Consider the following 19,273-nt stretch of genomic DNA (forward strand, 5'->3'; position numbering starts at 1 on the left):
CTGTTGAAAAGAAAATGCTGGAAAGTTCCGACATTGTTTTAGTAAGCTAACTTCCTGAAAATAGGAGTAACCACACATTCCAGAAAGCAGTGATATTGATGAAAATATGAACTAGTATTGGATAATAGAGATTTTTAGTCATACGATACAATAGAGCCAAAATAAGACCTCCACTAGCATAAATGAAAAAAGCAAGAGGAGTTAAAGTAAAATTGATATGAATATAACCGAAAATAATAGCAGAAAGCAAGACATCTCCGTACCAAGGTGAGTTTTTGAAAAAGGTTGTCATAAGCACACCGCGATAAATCAACTCCTCAGCAATAGGAGCGATGAAGCAAACGATGAGCAAGAAATAGGGTAATTCCTGTCTCCTTATCATTTCTATCGTTTCATTCAAAGAAATTTGATTTGAAGACGAGGGTATGAAATAAGACAAGAAGAAGTCCGACATATACGAAATGATGTAGCCCAGTAAAAGGTAGATAAAGTACCTCAACTGCCATTTGAAATGAAAAGTCTTCTTTCCTGCAAAAACTAGTAGATAGATGACCGCTAATAAAAGACCTCCACTCTCCATCCAAAGTAGAATCTGAAAAAATTCACGACTTGCTGGTAGATAAGGCTTTGCGAGGTGATTGAAAATTCCCCAAAACCAAGTTGATTTGTAAAAAATTAAGGACAATGCTAGTAAAATCTGAATAATCCGTTTTTCCATCTTAAATCCTCTGTTTTCCTTGGCTAGATTATTGAATAGAATGGTTTACTTAACTGTATAACAAGTTTAGTATAGAATATCTTTTCAAAATATCTTCTTCAAATCGTGAATTGTTATCAAAACATCCTAGACTGTAAAATCAATTACCCCCTCCCCTTTTACCATCATCTTCTCTAACAAAGGAAGACCTATGATTAAGTTACTAACCTTGGATGTAGATTGATTTCTCCTAAATGAAGCCAGAGCCCCAAAAAATCAGGTGGTTTATTTAGCCTGAACCTTACGGAGCAAGATAAATAAAAGCCAGTATTGCTACTGACTCTTACATCATTTTAATTTAACAGGATAAATTTATGCTTCTGATTTCGTCATAACTGACTCACTACCTTTTTAACAAAGCAAGTAATTTTTCTGCTTCTGCCATGATACCATTATTATCCATGGTTTGGAGACTCAGATTATTTCGTAAACCAGCTAGGCTCTCTGTCACATTGTTTTTCAAGCTAGCATCCGTTACTTTATCAAGTAAAGCTTCTACTTCTTTGAGTTTGGCTTCTACTTTTTCAGTCTCTACTTGAGGGACTTCAGCTTCGTCTGTTGTATCGTTAGCAACTCCCTCTGTCTCGTCTTCATCAGTGCTCGGTTTATAAAGATTATCTACTGAAGGGTTTAAACCTGCGTGATTCTCTTTTTCATCAGATTCAGGGCGAGTTGGCTCACTTACTTCATCATGTTCCTTATCTTCATCAGGTTTACTGTCTTGGTCTGCCTTATTTTTACGAACATGGTCGCTGGCATTTCCCCAACCATTATCTGAGTGAGGGCGTTCATTTGGATGTTCTACATAGTATTTTACAGTCGCAAAAAGATCCTCAAGGCTATAACCTTTAGGTGCCTCATATAGTCCTTCGTCAAACCAAGAAAATTTAATGTTATGGTAATGGTCGTAATGAGGTATAATTAGGCTACCATTTTTAACTTCAACAGTATGTTGTAGATTGTAAGGAATATGATCAAGTGGAACCTTTTTAGCTGCTTTCACTTTATTATAGATTGCTTCTACTCCTTTAACCTCAGTATTTCCTGAACCCTGATTATCTGTTGAAGGAGGCATCAAACCTTTCTCTTTAGCATAAGTCTGAGCTGCTGCTCTTTCAGCTTCAGACAAACTTTCTTTCTTGATCCAATGACTATGAGTCATATGTGGAGTTACATAGGCATCGCCTTCATCGCTAGTTATGTCACGAGGATCAAAGATATAGCCATCTTCTGTTGTATACTTACCTGCTAATTTCGCTAATTTAATTTCATCGTCCGTATAAGCAATTTGAGCATTTGGTTTGCCAAGTCGCTCTGGATGGGTAATTGGTGCTAGGAAGGTAAGAATATCATCAACTAACTTGACTTTATCACTTGAAACATCATTAAAACGTTCCAATAGTTTATCCAAAGCGTCAAAATCAGCTTGGCGCCCTTTATTAGAAATCAAATTTTGATGAACTTTTGCTAGTAAATCATAAACCTTGTTGTAAAATTCTTGATCACTAGAAGGGATGGTACTTTTCTTAGCTCCTAACACATGAGACAAACTTTCTTGTTTGGAAAGTTTATTATCAATGGCTGCAACAGTTTCTGCTGAAAGTTCCTTAGCAGAAATATAACGAGAAATTCCATTCTCTTCGAAGACATAACCATCAGCTACTTTTCGAACCGCCTGTTTCACCAATTTTCCATCAATTGGATTGCTTGGAGATGATTGAGGATTTGGTATAGGTTGTGGACTTGGTACTGGGGTAGGATCTGGAGCAGGGATTAGATTTGGTCTTGATGGTAACCAATGACTTGAACTATAATGAAGTGGAATCATTCTTGCAATCTTCTGCTCTAAATCAGACATTTGTGAATAAGGAATAAAGTGATAATGGTCTCCGTGAGGCACTGCTACACCGTTAGCTGTACGTTTGATAATTTGTGCCGGATCAAAGACTAGACCATCCGATTCCACATGGCGTTCTGATAAAGGTTTGGCATACAATTCACTTAGAAGTGTTGGGATATCTTCCCCTTGATTTTGATGATATGTTGGGGTGACAGTCATGTTTGGAGTCTCTGTCAAACTTGGTTGGGCTGGTCTAGCATTATCACTACTTGGTTTACTTGAGCTTGTAGCAGAATGAGAACCCTGTTTACCATTCCAATAAGCTTGAGCAGCGGCCAATTCTCCTGCTGACAAATCACTCTTAGGAATATAGTGGAAATGATTGCCATGTGGTACAACAAAAGCGTCACCTGTATCTTCAATCACATCTGTCGGACTAAATACATACCCATCATCCGTTGTATAAGCGCCTCCAGTTCCTCGATTCGGTGCTGGCGTATTGAGATTAAAGTTTGGTTTAATCGGTGAACTTGGTTTCTCAGGACTGCTTGGTTTCGTATTGTCATCATGACTTTGAACTGGCTGACCTCCAATTGGTAGATTTCGAGCCAATTTTTCTTCCAAAGCAGACATTTGCGAATAAGGAATGAAATGGAAATGATCTCCGTGAGGAACTGCCACACCATTTGCTGTACGTTTTGTAATCTGTGCTGGATCAAACACCAAGCCATCAGACTCCACATGACGTTGGCTAAGTGGCAAAGCATACAATTCTTGAAGGAGACTAGCTAAATCCTCATTTTGACTTTCAGGAGCTTTGGCAGAATCTTGAGGAGCCTCAGATTGACTCCTTCTCACACTAGATCTTGTTTCAGCTCTGCTTGAACGATATGCAACCGTACTTAATTGGCCACCTTTTCCAGATAGGAAGGCTTGGGCAGCAGCTAATTCACTGGCAGACAAATCACTCTTCGGAATATAGTGGAAGTGATTGCCATGAGGAACGATATAGGCATCACCCGTATCTTCGATGATATCAGATGCGTTGAAGATATAACCGTCATCCGTTGTATAACGTCCTTGGGCTCTGGCAGCGACTACCGCCTGATCGTTAGAACCGCCTCCATGATTATGACTGTGTTCCTGCTTCTGACGTTTAATCTCTTCTTTTGTCCGAATATTATCCGCGTGGGTAGCATCCTTGAGGTAAACATAGTATTTCCCGTCTACCTTAATGACATAGCCACCCTTGATTTCATTGACAATGTCTGAATCCTTCAACTGATAATTCGGATCTTTCATGAGGAGTTCTTCACTGATGATAGCGTCATAAGGAACCTTACCATTATAGTAATGATAATGGTCTCCATGAGAGGTCACATAACCTTGATTCGTAATCTTAATAACGATTTGTTCTGCGTTGATGCCCTCTCTCTTACTGACTTCATCAGGTGTCAAGTTCTCTGCCTTTTGACCAGCCTGATCACCGTCTATATAAGCAACTCGATTAGAATCTTTCTTAACTTGACCAGCTTGATACCGTCCAAGTTCATAGGAACAAACACTTAGGGCAAGGACTGCCACTGAACCTGCTACATATTTTTTATTGATTTTCATTCTTTCCTCATTTCAATTCTTCTGCTAGAACACTCATATTTTCTTCCAGATTTTCTAAATAGGTCTTGTCATTTTGTGGGTCTGCCTCTAAAGGATTCAGAGTTTTAAGACCCACACCTGTTGATTTGACAAGAGTTTCAGCTACTTTTGAAGAAGCATTACTTTCTGTAAAAATTGTTTTAACCTTATAGGTCTTAACAAATTCCTGAATTTCTGTTAGTTGTCTTGGACTTGGTTCTTGTTCAGGAGAGATACCTGCAATACCAAGTTGATTAAGTCCAAATCTCTTCGCTAGATAAGAAAAGGCTGTATGTTGTGTTACAAAGGTTTTCTGACTCGCTTTTTCAAATTTAGGCTGGAATTTCTTAGTCAATTCTTGAGCTTTTTTGATAAAGGCTTGCGCATTTTTCTGATAAGTTTCTTTATGCTCACTGTCAACCTCTGAAAGTTTGTCAGCGATAATTTGCGCTTCTTCACCAGCTTTTTCTGGGTCTAGCCAAGTATGAGGATCATAGAGCGTTTTTTCATCAACTCCATCCCCTGCTTCCACATCTTCTAGACCAGGGACACGTTCCAATGTCATTCCCTCTGAAGCCTCTAAAACCTTAACTTTAGATTTTTTTAGATTGGGATCCAAACTTCCTGCCCAAGATTCGAGCGTATGCGAATGATAAACAAAGACATCTGCATCGTATATTGCTGCAATGTCATTTGCTGAAGGTTCAAAGGAGTGAATTCCGCTACTTGACTGAATCATCCGAACATCATTCAAGTCACCAGATACTTCCTTGACCATAGCGTAGATAGGATAGAAACTGGTCACAATTTTCATCCCTTTCCCTGTCTGACTTTCCTTTTGAACACAAGCACCTAAACACAAAAGAAAGATACTTAACAATACTAAAAATAAACTTTGTTTCTTCATGGATAACCCCTTAACTATTTAATTAACTGGTAAACATTCTACTCCTAAAAATTTAATCTGTCAAGCTATTTTAATAAAAAAATTGAAATTTCTTTCACATATAAAAATCTGCTGAGTTTCAACAACTCAACAGATTCTCACTTTATATACTCAATGAAAATCAAAGAGCAAATTAGGAAGCTAGCCGTAGGTTGCTCAAAACACTGTTTTGAGGTTGTAGATAAGACTGACGAAGTCAGCTCAAAACATGTTTTTGAGGTTGTAGATGAAACTGACGAAGTCAGTAACCATACATACGGCAAGGCGAAGCTGACGTAGTTTGAAGAGATTTTCGAAGAGTATTATTCTTCTATGGTAGAATGCTTATAACCATAAGTGAAGTAAATAAGACTTCCTATCAACAAAGCAACTAGGAAAGCAATCCAAGTTTCCATATTATACTGCAACATGAAGGATAAACAAATGATGATTGATAAAATTGGTAACAGAGGTACCAAGGGTGTTTTAAATTCCCCAGCTTTTGGCATCCCTTTTTCTTTCCGTAAGCGAATCAGACCATAAGCTAACATAATCAAGTAGGCTAAGGTACAAATATTTAAGAAGGCTGCGATACTAGCAAGAGGGAACATTCCTGCTGCTACTGCTGAAGCTAGACCTGTTAAAATAGTAGCATTTTTTGGTACCTTGCTTGTTTTGGTCAGTTCTTTAAAGGCAGCAGGCATTAAGCCATCGCGTGCTAAACTGTAAATCATACGCGATAGGGCATAGGTCATCGAAATACAAACTGTAATCAAGGTCAAGATAGCCACCAATGACACATAGTTGGCTGCCCAACTAATCCCAATGCTACGAAGGGCAAAGGCAACGGCATCATCAACATTTAGATGGCTATAGTGAACTACACCAGTCAAGACAAGCGTCACCAAGGCATAAAGAATGGTTACGATAGAAAGCGATAAGACAATCCCTCTAGGAATATTTTTTTGAGGAGTCTTGACCTCATCTACGGCCATAGAAATGGATTCAAATCCCAAAAAACCGAAGAACATCAAGGACGCACCAGCCATAATACCAGTACTAGCACCATAGATTTGTCCAAAACCATAAGGAGCAAAATTGCTCCAATTATCAAGCTTGATATGCCAAATTCCTACTAAAACAAAGAGAGCTAAAGCGGAAAATTTCAAAATCACTAGAATAGAATTAAAGCGTAAGGCTGCCTTGGCATTTAGTAAAACAAGCGAGGTAACTAAAACTAAGACAAGAATAGGTAAGAAATCAACAAATGTGCCAGCTTGAGGATTAAAGGTGCCATTTAAAGCCTGAGGAAGGGCTATCCCATATTGAGAAAGCAAGCCTTTAAAATAAGCTGCCCAACCCGAAGCCACACCAGATATGGCTGTCATGAACTCCATCATGGTTAACCAACCAGCCAACCAGGCTGGGAATTCTCCTAAAATAGCATAGAGATAACTGTAGGCACCACCTGTAGCAGGTACTCGTGAAGCAAATTCTGCAAAAAAGAGGGCTGATAATCCCACACACAAGGCAGAAATCACGATTGAAATCACTAGGGCTGGACCAGCTAGAGTTGCGGCTGCAGTACCTGTGATTGTAAAGACACCTGTCCCTACCATGGCTCCAATACCCAGCAAAATCAAATCCCATAACTTCAAATGCCTGTGCATCTCTGTTTTATCTAAACTAACGTTCTTTGTTCTAAATATATTCATCTTTGACTCCAAAATAAAATGATGATTCTATTTTACCATAAATATAGGAGATTTGTGAATATTTATAAAATATTTTTCTGAAAAAATCTGACTACCTTTTTGCAATAGCTTATACTCAATGAAAATCAAAGAGCAAACTAGGAAACTAGCCACAGGCTGTACTTGAGTACGGCAAGGCGACGTTGACGTGGTTTGAATTTGATTTTCGAAGAGTATTAAGAACCAAAACTCTTGAAGAAGTTGACAATGGCTTGCCAGAGGGCGCTTAGGAAATTACCGCCGTCTTCTAGCGCCTTATCAGCATCAAAGTTAAGGTTGATATTTTTAAAACTGTCGCCAGCTTGTGAAACAATACTTTGTTTAAGCTCATTCAGTGTTTTAGTGAAGTCTGTATTGCTAAGAATATCACTTTTTGAGAGATTCAAAGCAAAATTGATGATCATATTGATCTGGTTTCCTGTTATAACCTGATCAAGTTTGTAATTTTTTAAGGTATCTTCAACAATTTTACGGACATCTTCCTCTGTCAAATTTCCCTTGCTTTCTTTAGCTTTGGCAAGTCCTGACTTGATATCGGCTAGGGCAACGTTTAATTTATTAGCATCATAGCCTGTTTTGTCCTTGTTTTCAGCATTGATATCGGACAAAGCCTTCAGCTCTTCTTGAGCCAAATCTTTGTTGGCTTGTGGCACCTTGGCTCCATTAGCTTCCAGCGAATAGTAAATCCCGGCTAAGGCACTCTCTCCTGTAACGGGAATAGGTGCTGCTACAGTGATTTTGGCGTGTTCCACACCCAAAGTTACGGCTGCATTTCGGTACATATCCTGAGTTACCTTGGTGATATTTTCAGGTGTTTCAATCTTGACCTCAAGTGGCGATTTGTCCCCTAGCTTTTGAATCTTGGCTGATGAATACAACTGTAAACTAGAGTCATTGGCCACATTCATAATCTTAGAATAGACATCAGGCGTCATGGTCTTGAGTTCTTTGGTGTCTGTTGAGGCATTGTAGCCTAGTTTTTTAAGGGTTTGATTTTTTTGGTCTTCAGACAATGATGAACCTAGGACATATTCAGGTTGGACATAGGTTTCATCGATGACTTTTTGAACATCTGTTGCTGCATGGACGCTATTTATAGCTGTTACTGCCCACAAGACCGCAGCACTAGTCAGAAAGAGTTTCTTTCTCATAGGGAATTTCCTCCTTTACCTTTCTAAAGTAATATATCTATCTTAAAGAAAACTTATAACAAAAACACCTGGGCTAGCCAGATGTTGAAAAGAGAGTGAAACATTTGATGATGTAAAGGTTGAGTTGCACTTGTCTAGAATAATAATAGTTTCCTCCATTTACATAGAGTTCTGCACCGTGAAAAACGGAAATGGGGTGAATATAACTATAAGTCTTTCCAGTGGTATTACCAAGCAAGGGAGCAACAGTCTCACGAGAGTACTGTTTGGCCAGAGCCAAGGTATTTTCCTTGCCATTTTGGGCGATAAAATCGATATAGGCAGGTCCAAAATTATAGGCTTGAACAGCCGTCCAGACATCTACCCCCTTCTTCTGGGCCAGATAGAGATTGTCTGTCAGAGTTTGAACGCCTTGCCGAATGCTAGAGGCGTTATCATTGATGGTATTGGTTGAACCACTTGCAGACTCACTAGATTGCATAACATCGCCTTCTTTTCCTTTTGTTTCGGTATAAATCATAGCGAGCACAAGCTCTTCGTTTGCTGGTGTGTCTTTTTCACTCAAGATTTCTCGCACCATGGGTTGATAGGTCATGACTTGCTTGACATCTTGGTGAACGCGGTAAGCTTTATAGCCAGCAAAAAGGAAGACTGCTAGTACAAGCACTCTTCGAATTCGTTTAAACATTATTTACTTTGGATATCCTCGATATTTTTGATTAAGATAGAGTAAGTTCCATTGTCGTTTTGGATAAACTCAACAGACTCGGCGTCTTGATAGACGTTATTGGGAACGATGAGCTCAATTCCATTTGACAAGGAAAGTTTTTGGTTTTCAAATTTCTTAAGCTGACGACTGGCATCAATTTCATCAAATTGCACAGGTTCTGGTACAGCTTCTTTAACTTGATCAATAAAGCTTAATCGAGCCGTCAGGTTGTTATCAAAAAGGTCGTTGGCCAATCTTTCTGGTGACAATTCATTGCTTTCTTCCAGATTGTTAAAAATAGCTGATTTGACCTTAGATTGAAATTGAAAATCATCTGTGTTAAAGGTTTCAGCAATTCTCTGAGCCGTTTTTTCCAGCTCCTTGATGGATTTCTTGGGTGAAATCTTAGGGGCGACGGCAAGAAGATTATCTGAAAAATAGTTCAAAAAAGTCCCGTTGTACTTGATTCGTTTTTCAATCAGATGGTACTTACGACTCTGAAGATTGACCACCAAGGCCTCATCAGCCCCTGTTCCAAATCCAGGCAGGTTATTCTGAGTCAGCTTGATTGGATTATCAACTTCTCCTCCGAGGTGAGTCAAGGTCTCACGCAGGGCAATTCTCAAGAAAGCGAAATGTTCCACGCCTTCTTTAGAAAATTGCACAAAAATCAAGTCATTGGTCTTGAGGTTTTCAGAAATACTGAACTCTTCTTTCCAGAGATTAGCCAGTGTTACTGATGTCTCCAACAAATCGTCTGTGATGTGATTGAAGAAGGGATTTTCTTCTTCGAAAATCCCAGTCTTGGCTTCATCTGAATACACACGTTCAATTTTTTTCCGCAGGTATTCTTCGATTTTTGGAGTGATATTGAGAAACTTATCCGCCAGGAACAGCTCGGTATCATCCGGGCTGAACTGGTGAATAATGGCTTTCTTAATATAAATGTCCATAAAAGTATTAGTCCTCGTATAGTGGGAAGGCATCTGTCAATTCTTTAACTTCACTTCTCACTTCTTCTAAGACAGCTTTATTTTCTGCATTTTTAAGGGTTTTAATGATGAGTTCAGCCACTTTGCGACTTTCTTCTTCACCAAATCCACGTGCAGTAATGGCTGCTGCTCCGATACGAATCCCACTTGTCTTGAATGGTGACAAGCTTTCGTAAGGGATTGAGTTTTTATTTAGGGTAATATTGACTTCATCCAGCAAGTTTTGAGCAACTTTTCCGTTTTCTACAACCTTAGTCACATCAACAAGGAAGAGATGGTTTTCAGTCCCGCCAGAAATAATACGGAAATCAGGGTCTTGCAAGAAGACATCTGCCATAGCCTTGCTGTTCTTGATAACATTGGCAGCATATTCCTTGAAAGCTGGATCCAAAACTTCTTTGAAGGAAACAGCCTTCGCAGCCACAACATGTTCCAAAGGACCTCCCTGAATACCAGGGAAAATAGCTGAATTGATTTTCTTAGCAAGTTCTTCGTCATTGGTCAAAATCAAACCACCACGTGGTCCACGAAGGGTTTTATGAGTCGTTGTTGTAGTGATATGGGCGTATGGTACTGGGCTTGGGTGAAGACCAGCCGCAACCAAACCAGCGATATGGGCCATATCCACCATGAGCTTAGCACCAACAGCATCAGCAATTTCACGGAATTTTGAAAAGTCGATAATTTGAGAATAGGCTGAAGCACCTGCTACAATCAGTTTTGGTTTTACTTCTTGGGCTTGTTTCAAAATAGCATCAAAGTCCAAGAGTTCGGTCTCAGGATCCACACTATAAGAAACAAAGTTGTAGGTTTGACCAGAGAAGCTGACAGGAGCTCCGTGAGTCAAGTGTCCACCAGCTGCTAAATCCATTCCCATAACAGTATCACCTGGCTCAATCAAGGCCATGTATGCCGCACAGTTAGCTTGGCTTCCTGAGTGAGGTTGGACATTGGCAAATTTAGCACCGAAAATTTCTTTTGCGCGTTCAATGGCTAGAGTTTCTACCATATCTACCACATCTGTACCACCATAATAACGGCGTCCTGGGTAGCCTTCGGCGTATTTATTCGTCAAGATAGACCCTTGAGCTGCCATAACTGCCTTGGAAACCACGTTTTCCGAAGCAATCAACTCAATGTTGTTTTGTTGGCGTTCTTCTTCTTTGGAAATAGCATTCCAGAGATCAGCATCATATGCTTTAAAATCATCTTTGTCAAAAATCATAGGTCTTCTCCTTTATAGTGTGACTGGTCCCTTAATTTAATTTTACAGTAAGAAAGTAAACTAAAAGATGCGAATAAACCGTTTCTGCACTTTATCACAAGTATAACCAACTTTTTCATAAAATGCATGAGCACCCAGACGATGATCGGCAGAGTTCAAGCGGATAAACCCATAACCGCGTCTTTTTGCTTCTTGCTCCAACCCTTGTAGTAAGCTTTTACCAATACCTTGACCTTGTACTTGAGGTGAAACTGCTAAGCCTAAGATGTTAAATCCTGCTTTAGAATAAAGGGATTCATAAACCTCAGCGTGGACATATCCAAGTAAGACATGACTGTTTACATCCTCATAGCCAAGTAGAAAATGATGGGAATCCTGAGACAGTCTAGCTAGTTGGCTAGCCGTTTCCCCTGGACTAAAAGAATAACCCAAAGCCTCTTGGTTAATCTCGCATATAGCATTTATATCTGTTTCTTTCAAATCTCTTAGCATCTTCATTCCTCCTCAAAAGAAATCTCTGGCAACTGAACAAGAATATCTTCTCGCTTAATGGCCCCTTGGCGTAAGATTTTCACCTTGGCTCCAGACAAGTCTAAAATAGTTGAATCCTGTCCAGTTAGAAAAGCATCGTCTTCCAGCCCCAGAACATCTTGGTCAAAATCCTCTAGAATTTGATTAAAGCTCACTCCACTTGCCTGACCTGAGATATTGGCAGACGGTCCAATCAAGGGACCTGTCTCTCGAATAAAATCCAGAGTAATGGGGTGACTAGGCATCCGAAATCCAACAGTTGCAAGACCAGAATTGATCCAATAGGGAACTCTGTCATTGGCTTCGAGAATAATGGTCAAGGGACCTGGTAAAAAGATCTCGACAAGTTTTTGTAGATAAGCTGGCTGATTCTTTGAAAAGTGCAAGATGTCCTCTAGAGAGGCAACATTGAGGTTAAGAGCCTTGTCTCTAGGACGACGTTTGAGTTGGTATACATGATCAACCGCTTTTTCGTCTAGAGCCTTGGCAAAAAGACCGTAAACAGTCTCTGTAGGCAGAACGACAGCTCCACCATTTTCCAACTCTTGTCTAATCTTGTTTATCATCAACGACAACCATCCTATCTTGTCCAAACTGGTCCTTTAGTGTCCGAACTCTTTTTTCAGGAAGATGTTTCCTAAAAAGTTCAGGAACACTTTGACCTTGTTTGTATCCAATTTCAAGGTAAATCTTACCACCATCTTTGAGATAGCCCTTTGCATCTTCCGCAATTCTACGGTAAATAGCTAGACCATCCTCATCTGTAAAGAGAGCTAGATGAGGCTCTGAATGCAAAACATTCAAACCGACTTCAGACTCATCTCGACGAGAGATATAGGGTGGATTGGATACAATTATATCATATTTTTCAGAAATTTCTGCAAAACAATCAGATTTTTTAAAAAATATATTAAGTTTTTGATTTTTAGCATTTTCGCTAGCTAAATCTAAAGCATCTTGGGAAATATCCGCTGCTGTTACTGACCAATCTTGTCTGTTTTTTGCTAAGGCGATAGCAATAGCTCCACTACCTGTTCCAATATCCAGAACTGAAAGATTCGTCTCAGGATTTTCAGCCAGGATAAGCTCCACCAACTCCTCTGTTTCTGGACGAGGAATCAATACTCGCTCATCAACTGTTAACTGCATTCCATAAAAATCTGCCTGTCCGATGATATACTGTGCCGGTTTATGAGCTGCTAACTGTTGGAAAATTCCTTTTACAAATACTTCTTCCTCTTCCGTCACTTCATGCTGGAGGGCAAAAACAAAGTCCGTAAAAGATAGATTTTTCAGGCTACGATAGACAAAAGAGAGGCTTTCTGCTTCCTCTCCTTGTCTTATCAATTCTTCTTCAAAATCTGAAAATAATTGAGCTAATTTCATTATTTGTTTAATTCTTCTAATTTTTGCGTTTGGTCATAAAGCACCAAGGCGTCCACAACTTCGTCCAATTTACCAGATAAAATCGTATCTAGTTTTTGGAGGGTTAAGCCGATACGGTGGTCTGTGACACGGTTTTGTGGGAAATTATAAGTACGGATTCGTTCTGAACGGTCACCAGTACCAATAGTCGACTTACGCTCAGCGTCTTGTTCATCTTGTGCAATTTGTGCAAAGTGGTCAGCAACACGCGCACGGATGATTTTCATGGCTTTCTCACGGTTCTTCTGCTGAGTACGTTCTTCCTGCATCTCAACCTTGATATTGGTTGGCAAGTGAACAATACGAACGGCAGTCGCAACCTTATTGACGTTCTGTCCACCAGCACCAGAGGCGTGGTAGATATCAACACGAAGGTCTTTTGGATCAATGTCGTATTCAACCTCTTCAACTTCAGGCATGACAAGAACTGTCGCTGTGGAAGTATGAACACGACCTTGGCTTTCTGTCACAGGGACACGTTGCACACGATGGGCTCCAGACTCATACTTAAGTTTAGAGTATACAGATTGACCCGAAACCATGGCAACCACTTCTTTGAAACCACCGACACCATTCATAGAAGCTTCCATAACTTCAAAGCGCCATCCTTGAGCTTCAGCATACTTTTGGTACATGGTTAGCAAATCTCCAGCGAAAAGTGCTGCCTCGTCTCCACCAGCAGCGCCACGGATTTCAAGGATAATATTCTTGTCATCGTTTGGATCTTTAGGAAGGAGCAAGATTTTCAGTTTTTCTTCGTATTCTTCTTTTTCAGACTTGGCATCTTTGAGCTCTTGCTTGGCCATTTCTTCCAAGTCCGCATCTCCACCTGATTCCTTAATCATCTCTTCGGCATCAACGATGTTTTGAAGGACTTGTTTGTACTCACGGTAAGCCGTCACTGTATCACGGCTTGAAGCCTCTTCTTTTGAGAGCTCCATGAAACGCTTGGTGTCCGAAACCACATCTGGGTCACTGAGCAACTCTCCTAATTCTTCATAACGGTCTTCTACAGCTTGTAGTTGATCATAGATGTTCATTTTTCTTCATTCTCCTTATTGATTTCAGGGGCAAAATAATGTTTACGGCAAACTGAGACATAGGTTTCATTACCACCAATCTGGATCTGTTCTCCATCGTAAACGGGCAGTCCATCCTGTGTTCGCAAGACCATAGTCGCCTTTTTCTTACAATACTGGCAAATGGTCTTGATTTCGTCAATTTTATCTGCTAAAAGCAAGAGATATTTGGAACCTTCGAACAATTCATTGCGAAAGTCATTTTTCAAACCAAAAGCCATGACAGGTATGTCTAACTCGTCAACAACTCGAGCCAGGTCGTAAACATGGTGACGCTTGAGAAACTGAGCTTCATCGACCAAAACACAGTAAGGTTTTTCTGATAGGTCTCGGATATAGCCGAAGATATCAGTTGTTTCCTCAATCGCAATGGCAGGGCGTTTCATGCCAATACGACTCGACACATAGCCAACACCGTCACGCGTATCCAGAGCCGAGGTCATAATCACAACACCTTTTCCTTGCTCCTCATAGTTATAGGCCACCTTGAGAATCTCGATTGTCTTTCCAGAGTTCATGGTCCCATAACGATAATACAACTGTGCCATGTTTCTTGCTTCACGTCCATTTCTAAATTTTTGCTACATTCTAGTATATCATAATTTTCTTAAGCTTTAAACGGCAAAATGTGGTAAAATAGAAGAAATCAAAAACTAGTGGAGGAAGCTATTATGCCATTTGTACGCATCGATTTATTTGAAGGACGCACGCTCGAGCAAAAGAAAGCTCTTGCTAAGGAAGTAACGGAAGCGGTTGTCCGCAACACTGGAGCCCCTCAATCTGCTGTCCATGTCATCATCAACGACATGCCAGAAGGAACTTACTTCCCACAAGGGGAAATGCGCACCAAATAAGCTAGCTTAAGCAGAATTGCTTAGGCTTTTTCAATCTCCAAGTAGCATCCATTGAAGAAATAGTCCAAATTTGTTACAATTTGAGAAGAGACTTGGAATATTCCAAGAAAAGAGCAATTTATTAAAGGAAACATTATGATTACACGTGAATTTGATACCATCGCTGCTATCTCTACTCCACTAGGTGAAGGGGCTATTGGTATTGTCCGCCTGAGCGGAACAGAAAGTTTTGCTATTGCGCAAAAGATTTTCAAAGGAAAAGACTTGAGCAAGGTTGCTAGCCACACTCTCAACTACGGTCACATTGTTGATCCTCAGACAGGAAAAGTCATGGACGAGGTTATGGTTGGGGCTATGAAGTCTCCAAAGACCTTCACTCGTGAGGATATTATCGAGATTAACACTCACGGTGGGATTGCGGTGACCAATGAGATTCTCCAGCTAGCTATCCGTGAAGGAGCTCGATTGGCTGAACCTGGTGAATTTACTAAACGTGCCTTCCTAAATGGACGTGTTGACTTGACTCAGGCTGAAGCCGTTATGGACATCATCCGCGCCAAGACAGACAAGGCCATGAACATTGCGGTCAAACAACTGGACGGCTCCCTTTCTGATCTTATCAATAATACCCGTCAAGAAATCCTCAATACACTTGCCCAAGTCGAGGTCAATATTGATTATCCTGAGTATGATGATGTTGAGGAAGCTACTACTGCTGTTGTCAGAGAAAAGACAATAGAGTTTGAAGAATTACTAACTAATCTTCTTCGAACAGCACGCCGTGGCAAAATCCTCCGTGAAGGAATTTCCACTGCCATCATCGGCCGTCCTAACGTTGGGAAATCAAGCCTTCTCAACAACCTCTTACGTGAAGACAAGGCAATCGTAACCGATATTGCTGGTACGACACGTGATGTCATTGAAGAATACGTCAACATCAACGGTGTTCCTCTAAAATTGATTGATACAGCTGGTATCCGTGAAACGGATGACATCGTGGAACAAATCGGAGTTGAGCGTTCGAAAAAAGCCCTCAAGGAAGCTGATCTAGTTCTACTAGTGCTAAATGCCAGTGAACCACTAACCGCCCAAGACAGACAACTTCTTGAGATTAGCCAAGATACAAACCGTATTATTCTTCTTAATAAAACCGACCTACCTGAAGCGATTGAAACTTCTGAACTTCCAGAAGATGTCATCCGTATTTCAGTTCTTAAAAACCAAAACATTGATAAGATTGAAGAACGTATTAATGACCTCTTCTTTGAAAATGCTGGTTTGGTTGAGCACGATGCTACCTACTTGTCAAACGCCCGTCATATTTCCTTGATTGAAAAGGCTGTTGAAAGTTTGCAAGCTGTTAATGAAGGTCTTGAACTGGGGATGCCGGTTGACTTGCTTCAAGTTGACTTGACTCGTACTTGGGAAACCCTCGGAGAAATCACTGGGGATGCTGCTCCTGATGAACTCATCACCCAACTCTTTAGCCAATTCTGTTTAGGAAAATAAGAAAAATCCATGCTCGTTATTGCGGTCATGGATTTTATTGTCTTATTAGTAATCTGGTCTTAAGACACCTGTTACAGTTGCCTTAGTCGCTTCGTAGTCGCCATCTACGACGACTTTGATAATGCGTTTGGCATCTTCTTCTGGTGCTGGAACAAGAGGTAGACGAGTTGGGCCAGCTGCAAATCCCATATAGTTGAGAACGGCCTTAACTGGAGCAGGACTTGGATAAGAGAAGAGGGCATTGACCTTAGGAATGAATTTACGTTGAATAGCTGCGGCTTTCTTCATATCGCTTTCTGCAATGGCAGTAAACATCTCGTGCATTTCATCCCCATTTGTATGAGAGGCAACAGAAATGACCCCGTCCGCACCAAGGTTCATGGCATGAAAAGCATCGCCATCCTCACCAGTATAGACCAAGAACTCTTCTGGCTTATGCTCAATCAAGTAAGCCATATTAGCCAAGCTAGTACATTCTTTGACCCCAATGATATTTGGATGGTCAGCCAAGCGAAGCATGGTTTCTGGAGTCAATTCGACAACTACACGCCCTGGAATGTTATAGATAATAATTGGTAGGTCAGAAGCATCTGCAATGGCTTTAAAATGCTGATACATTCCTTCTTGAGAAGGTTTGTTGTAGTAAGGAACAATAGCAAGCCCAGCTGCGAAACCACCAAATTCCGCTACTTCTTTGACAAACTCGATCGAGTCTCGCGTATCATTGGTACCTACACCCGCAATCAAAGGCACACGTCCATTGACAATCTTTTGTACAGCCGCAAAGAGTTCCAACTCCTCATCGTGGGTTAAAGTTGGACTCTCAGCAGTGGTCCCTGCGAGAAGAATTCCATCCGTATGATGAGCCAATAGATGTTCAATCAAGGCTGGAATGGCATCAAGGTTGATGGAACCATCCTCGTGGAAGGGAGTAATAAAGGCTGTGATGATTTTACACTCTTTTAAATCTTGATAAGACATGAAAACACCTCTCTATTTCAAAGAAGGAGTTCATATGAACTCCTAAACGTTATGACTATTTTAATTCAAATTTCAATTCGGCAGTTGGACGAACCAATCCACGTTCATGAAGAGTTTCAGCAATCTGAACTGAGTTCCAAGCAGCACCTTTGAGAAGGTTATCTGAAACAACCCACATGTGAATTCCTTTTTCTGCATCCAAGTCTTTACGGATACGACCAACAAAGGTATCACGTGAACCAACTGCATTGATGGCTTGAGGATAGATTTGATGAGCTACATCATCTTCAAGGACAGCGCCTGGGAAGGCTGCGATAGCTGCTTTCACTTCTTCAATTGGAGCCACTTCTTTTGTTTCAATGTAAACAGACTCAGAGTGAGCTGACAAGACTGGAATGCGCACACATGTTGCAGATACTGCAATGCTATCATCTTCCATGATTTTCTTAGTTTCCTTAGTCATCTTCATCTCTTCGTAAGTGTAATCATTGTCAGTGAAGACATCGATTTGTGGAAGAGCGTTAAAGGCGATAGGATAGTGTTTCTTGTCACCACCTGAAGGTAAGATTTCCGCATGCAAATCACGTGGATTCACACCATCATTCAAGACTTCACGAAGTTCACGTTGTGTTTCAAGAATCGCTCCCATACCAGCACCTGAGACAGCTTGGTAAGTTGAAACGATGATACGATCCAAGCCCCATTTTTGACGGACAGGTTCAAGCGCCACCATCATTTGGATTGTTGAACAGTTAGGGCAGGCAATGATACCGTTGTGGGCATCAAGTGCATGAGCATTGACCTCTGGAACAACCAAAGGAACGTCTGGATTTTGACGGAAGTAAGATGTATTATCAACTACTACCGCTCCAGCTTTCACTGCGTATGGTGCATACTTAGCTGATGTAGAACCACCTGCCGAAAAGAGAGCAATATCAACTCCTTCAAAAGCTGTTTCAGTCGTTTCTTCAATTGTAATATCTTGATCTTTAAATTTCAAAGTCTTGCCTGCTGAACGTGCAGAAGCAAGTAAACGGATTTTATCGATTGGAAGTGTTGATTCTTCCAACATTTTTATCATCTGAGCTCCGACAGCACCTGTCGCGCCGACTACAGCAACTGTATATCCCATAAATAACCTCTTTCGGAATTTTCTAAAAATTTCTATAATAGATGTATTATACTACTTTTTCCATGAATTGCAAAGCTTTTTCATCATTTTTTGGAAAATAAAAATCCCCAGTAGCTAGACCAGGGACTAAGAGGCATCTTCATGTGATGAGCAGGTTCACACAACTCATCAAGGTCCGCTCCTGCGTTATGACCTCCTTATGCTCAATAGTAGCCCGAAGACTACCTATCGACTCATCGCATCTATTATTCTACTAAAGAGAATAACTTTTGTCAACAGACAAAACTCTTTATACTCTTCAAAAATCTCTTCAAACTTCGTCAGCGTCGCCTTACCGTATATATGTGACTGACTTCGTCAGTCTTATCTACAACCTCAAAACAGTGTTTTGAGCAACCTGCGGCTAGCTTCCTAGTTTGCTCTTTGATTTTCATTGAGTATTAGTTTTATTTACACAGGTGCATAAGAAATATCTTTGAAAAATTTGGGGCAGATTTGGGGCAGAGATAACAAAAACCCTTGTAAATCAAGAGTCCACTGAAAAAATAGGTCTCTTACTTTTAATGAAATGAAAACCGAGGAATCTCTCGTTAATTTGAGCGAATTCCTCGGTTATTTTGTATTTATTAAGGTCATAATTCGTTTCATATTGACCACGAAGATGGTTGTTGCTGCCTGTAACTCCATGCTGAAAAGACCCGATGCTCTCGCGACATCAAAGCCATGTCTCTGTTTTAGTTCGGCATTCTTTGCTTCGATTTTATAGCGATGTCT

17 protein-coding genes and 1 pseudogene are annotated in these 19,273 nt (G+C 40.5%); 2 read left to right on the top strand and 16 right to left on the bottom strand.

The annotated features are described in order from the left end of the window. Nucleotides 1-46 precede the first annotated feature (46 nt). From K4Z77_RS04345 to K4Z77_RS04405, 13 genes are all read right to left on the bottom strand, one after another. A complete protein-coding gene (locus K4Z77_RS04345) occupies nucleotides 47-718 on the bottom strand; it encodes a CPBP family intramembrane glutamic endopeptidase (protein ID WP_224218571.1) in 672 nt (223 codons plus the stop codon). A gap of 382 nt (nucleotides 719-1,100) precedes the next feature. Then, complete coding sequence (locus tag K4Z77_RS04350) at nucleotides 1,101-4,214, bottom strand: pneumococcal-type histidine triad protein (protein ID WP_224218572.1); 3,114 nt, start codon at nucleotides 4,212-4,214, stop codon at nucleotides 1,101-1,103. Between the two features lie 7 nt (nucleotides 4,215-4,221). Next, nucleotides 4,222-5,139, bottom strand: a complete 918-nt coding sequence (adcAII, locus tag K4Z77_RS04355) for a zinc-binding lipoprotein AdcAII (protein ID WP_224218573.1) — start codon at nucleotides 5,137-5,139, stop codon at nucleotides 4,222-4,224. A gap of 341 nt (nucleotides 5,140-5,480) precedes the next feature. Continuing rightward, nucleotides 5,481-6,872: an APC family permease gene (locus K4Z77_RS04360; protein ID WP_224218574.1), complete on the bottom strand. Its 1,392-nt coding sequence runs from the start codon at nucleotides 6,870-6,872 to the stop codon at nucleotides 5,481-5,483. A gap of 215 nt (nucleotides 6,873-7,087) precedes the next feature. Then, nucleotides 7,088-8,062, bottom strand: a complete 975-nt coding sequence (locus K4Z77_RS04365; protein WP_224218575.1) for a DUF1002 domain-containing protein — start codon at nucleotides 8,060-8,062, stop codon at nucleotides 7,088-7,090. Between the two features lie 73 nt (nucleotides 8,063-8,135). Further along, nucleotides 8,136-8,750 (bottom strand): cell wall hydrolase Pmp23, encoded by a 615-nt coding sequence (gene pmp23 / locus K4Z77_RS04370; RefSeq protein WP_077805151.1) that lies wholly within the window; start codon nucleotides 8,748-8,750, stop codon nucleotides 8,136-8,138. Further along, nucleotides 8,750-9,724, bottom strand: coding sequence for a nucleoid-associated protein (locus tag K4Z77_RS04375; protein ID WP_224218576.1), 975 nt, complete (start codon nucleotides 9,722-9,724; stop codon nucleotides 8,750-8,752). The genes pmp23 and K4Z77_RS04375 overlap by 1 nt, the downstream gene beginning before the upstream one ends. 7 nt (nucleotides 9,725-9,731) lie before the next feature. Then, nucleotides 9,732-10,988 (bottom strand): serine hydroxymethyltransferase, encoded by a 1,257-nt coding sequence (gene glyA / locus K4Z77_RS04380; protein WP_224218577.1) that lies wholly within the window; start codon nucleotides 10,986-10,988, stop codon nucleotides 9,732-9,734. 60 nt (nucleotides 10,989-11,048) lie between these two features. Next, nucleotides 11,049-11,480, bottom strand: coding sequence for a GNAT family N-acetyltransferase (locus K4Z77_RS04385; RefSeq protein ID WP_033680342.1), 432 nt, complete (start codon nucleotides 11,478-11,480; stop codon nucleotides 11,049-11,051). Nucleotides 11,481-11,482: 2 nt separating this feature from the next. Next, nucleotides 11,483-12,085: an L-threonylcarbamoyladenylate synthase gene (locus tag K4Z77_RS04390; RefSeq protein ID WP_224218578.1), complete on the bottom strand. Its 603-nt coding sequence runs from the start codon at nucleotides 12,083-12,085 to the stop codon at nucleotides 11,483-11,485. Continuing rightward, nucleotides 12,069-12,905 (bottom strand): peptide chain release factor N(5)-glutamine methyltransferase, encoded by an 837-nt coding sequence (gene prmC / locus K4Z77_RS04395; RefSeq protein ID WP_224218579.1) that lies wholly within the window; start codon nucleotides 12,903-12,905, stop codon nucleotides 12,069-12,071. Before prmC ends, K4Z77_RS04390 begins: the two co-directional genes overlap by 17 nt. Next, complete coding sequence (gene prfA / locus K4Z77_RS04400; protein ID WP_084927276.1) at nucleotides 12,905-13,984, bottom strand: peptide chain release factor 1; 1,080 nt, start codon at nucleotides 13,982-13,984, stop codon at nucleotides 12,905-12,907. The genes prmC and prfA overlap by 1 nt, the downstream gene beginning before the upstream one ends. Continuing rightward, nucleotides 13,981-14,571, bottom strand: coding sequence for a thymidine kinase (locus K4Z77_RS04405; protein WP_000068133.1), 591 nt, complete (start codon nucleotides 14,569-14,571; stop codon nucleotides 13,981-13,983). The genes prfA and K4Z77_RS04405 overlap by 4 nt, the downstream gene beginning before the upstream one ends. Before the next feature lie 123 nt (nucleotides 14,572-14,694). On the opposite strand from K4Z77_RS04405, the gene K4Z77_RS04410 reads away from it, so the two are divergent. Both K4Z77_RS04410 and mnmE read left to right on the top strand, forming a co-directional pair. Continuing rightward, nucleotides 14,695-14,877: a 4-oxalocrotonate tautomerase gene (locus tag K4Z77_RS04410; RefSeq protein WP_001117401.1), complete on the top strand. Its 183-nt coding sequence runs from the start codon at nucleotides 14,695-14,697 to the stop codon at nucleotides 14,875-14,877. A 135-nt stretch (nucleotides 14,878-15,012) separates the two neighbouring features. Further along, nucleotides 15,013-16,386 (top strand): tRNA uridine-5-carboxymethylaminomethyl(34) synthesis GTPase MnmE, encoded by a 1,374-nt coding sequence (gene mnmE / locus K4Z77_RS04415; protein WP_224218580.1) that lies wholly within the window; start codon nucleotides 15,013-15,015, stop codon nucleotides 16,384-16,386. A 45-nt stretch (nucleotides 16,387-16,431) separates the two neighbouring features. On the opposite strand, the gene dapA is transcribed toward mnmE, so the two are convergent. The 3 genes and pseudogenes from dapA to K4Z77_RS04430 all read right to left on the bottom strand — a co-directional run. Then, entirely contained in the window at nucleotides 16,432-17,367 is a 936-nt protein-coding gene (gene dapA, locus K4Z77_RS04420) for a 4-hydroxy-tetrahydrodipicolinate synthase (protein WP_224218581.1), read from the bottom strand. Nucleotides 17,368-17,422: 55 nt separating this feature from the next. Next, nucleotides 17,423-18,499, bottom strand: coding sequence for an aspartate-semialdehyde dehydrogenase (locus tag K4Z77_RS04425; RefSeq protein ID WP_000542463.1), 1,077 nt, complete (start codon nucleotides 18,497-18,499; stop codon nucleotides 17,423-17,425). 612 nt (nucleotides 18,500-19,111) lie between these two features. Further along, a pseudogene (locus K4Z77_RS04430) lies at nucleotides 19,112-19,273 on the bottom strand (IS5/IS1182 family transposase); the annotation flags it as partial.

This window comes from Streptococcus mitis subsp. hohhotensis (genome assembly GCF_020089495.2).
GTDB classification, from domain to species: domain Bacteria; phylum Bacillota; class Bacilli; order Lactobacillales; family Streptococcaceae; genus Streptococcus; species Streptococcus hohhotensis.

Coding starts and splice junctions, on each gene's coding strand:
- K4Z77_RS04375 (WP_224218576.1), bottom strand. CDS start 9,724: ATGGACATTTATATTAAGAAAGCCATTATTCACCAGTTCAGCCCGGAT.
- K4Z77_RS04365 (WP_224218575.1), bottom strand. CDS start 8,062: ATGAGAAAGAAACTCTTTCTGACTAGTGCTGCGGTCTTGTGGGCAGTA.
- K4Z77_RS04350 (WP_224218572.1), bottom strand. CDS start 4,214: ATGAAAATCAATAAAAAATATGTAGCAGGTTCAGTGGCAGTCCTTGCC.
- adcAII (WP_224218573.1), bottom strand. CDS start 5,139: ATGAAGAAACAAAGTTTATTTTTAGTATTGTTAAGTATCTTTCTTTTG.
- dapA (WP_224218581.1), bottom strand. CDS start 17,367: ATGTCTTATCAAGATTTAAAAGAGTGTAAAATCATCACAGCCTTTATT.
- K4Z77_RS04425 (WP_000542463.1), bottom strand. CDS start 18,499: ATGGGATATACAGTTGCTGTAGTCGGCGCGACAGGTGCTGTCGGAGCT.
- mnmE (WP_224218580.1), top strand. CDS start 15,013: ATGATTACACGTGAATTTGATACCATCGCTGCTATCTCTACTCCACTA.
- K4Z77_RS04405 (WP_000068133.1), bottom strand. CDS start 14,571: ATGGCACAGTTGTATTATCGTTATGGGACCATGAACTCTGGAAAGACA.
- K4Z77_RS04410 (WP_001117401.1), top strand. CDS start 14,695: ATGCCATTTGTACGCATCGATTTATTTGAAGGACGCACGCTCGAGCAA.
- K4Z77_RS04345 (WP_224218571.1), bottom strand. CDS start 718: ATGGAAAAACGGATTATTCAGATTTTACTAGCATTGTCCTTAATTTTT.
- prfA (WP_084927276.1), bottom strand. CDS start 13,984: ATGAACATCTATGATCAACTACAAGCTGTAGAAGACCGTTATGAAGAA.
- glyA (WP_224218577.1), bottom strand. CDS start 10,988: ATGATTTTTGACAAAGATGATTTTAAAGCATATGATGCTGATCTCTGG.
- prmC (WP_224218579.1), bottom strand. CDS start 12,905: ATGAAATTAGCTCAATTATTTTCAGATTTTGAAGAAGAATTGATAAGA.
- K4Z77_RS04390 (WP_224218578.1), bottom strand. CDS start 12,085: ATGATAAACAAGATTAGACAAGAGTTGGAAAATGGTGGAGCTGTCGTT.
- K4Z77_RS04385 (WP_033680342.1), bottom strand. CDS start 11,480: ATGCTAAGAGATTTGAAAGAAACAGATATAAATGCTATATGCGAGATT.
- K4Z77_RS04360 (WP_224218574.1), bottom strand. CDS start 6,872: ATGAATATATTTAGAACAAAGAACGTTAGTTTAGATAAAACAGAGATG.
- pmp23 (WP_077805151.1), bottom strand. CDS start 8,750: ATGTTTAAACGAATTCGAAGAGTGCTTGTACTAGCAGTCTTCCTTTTT.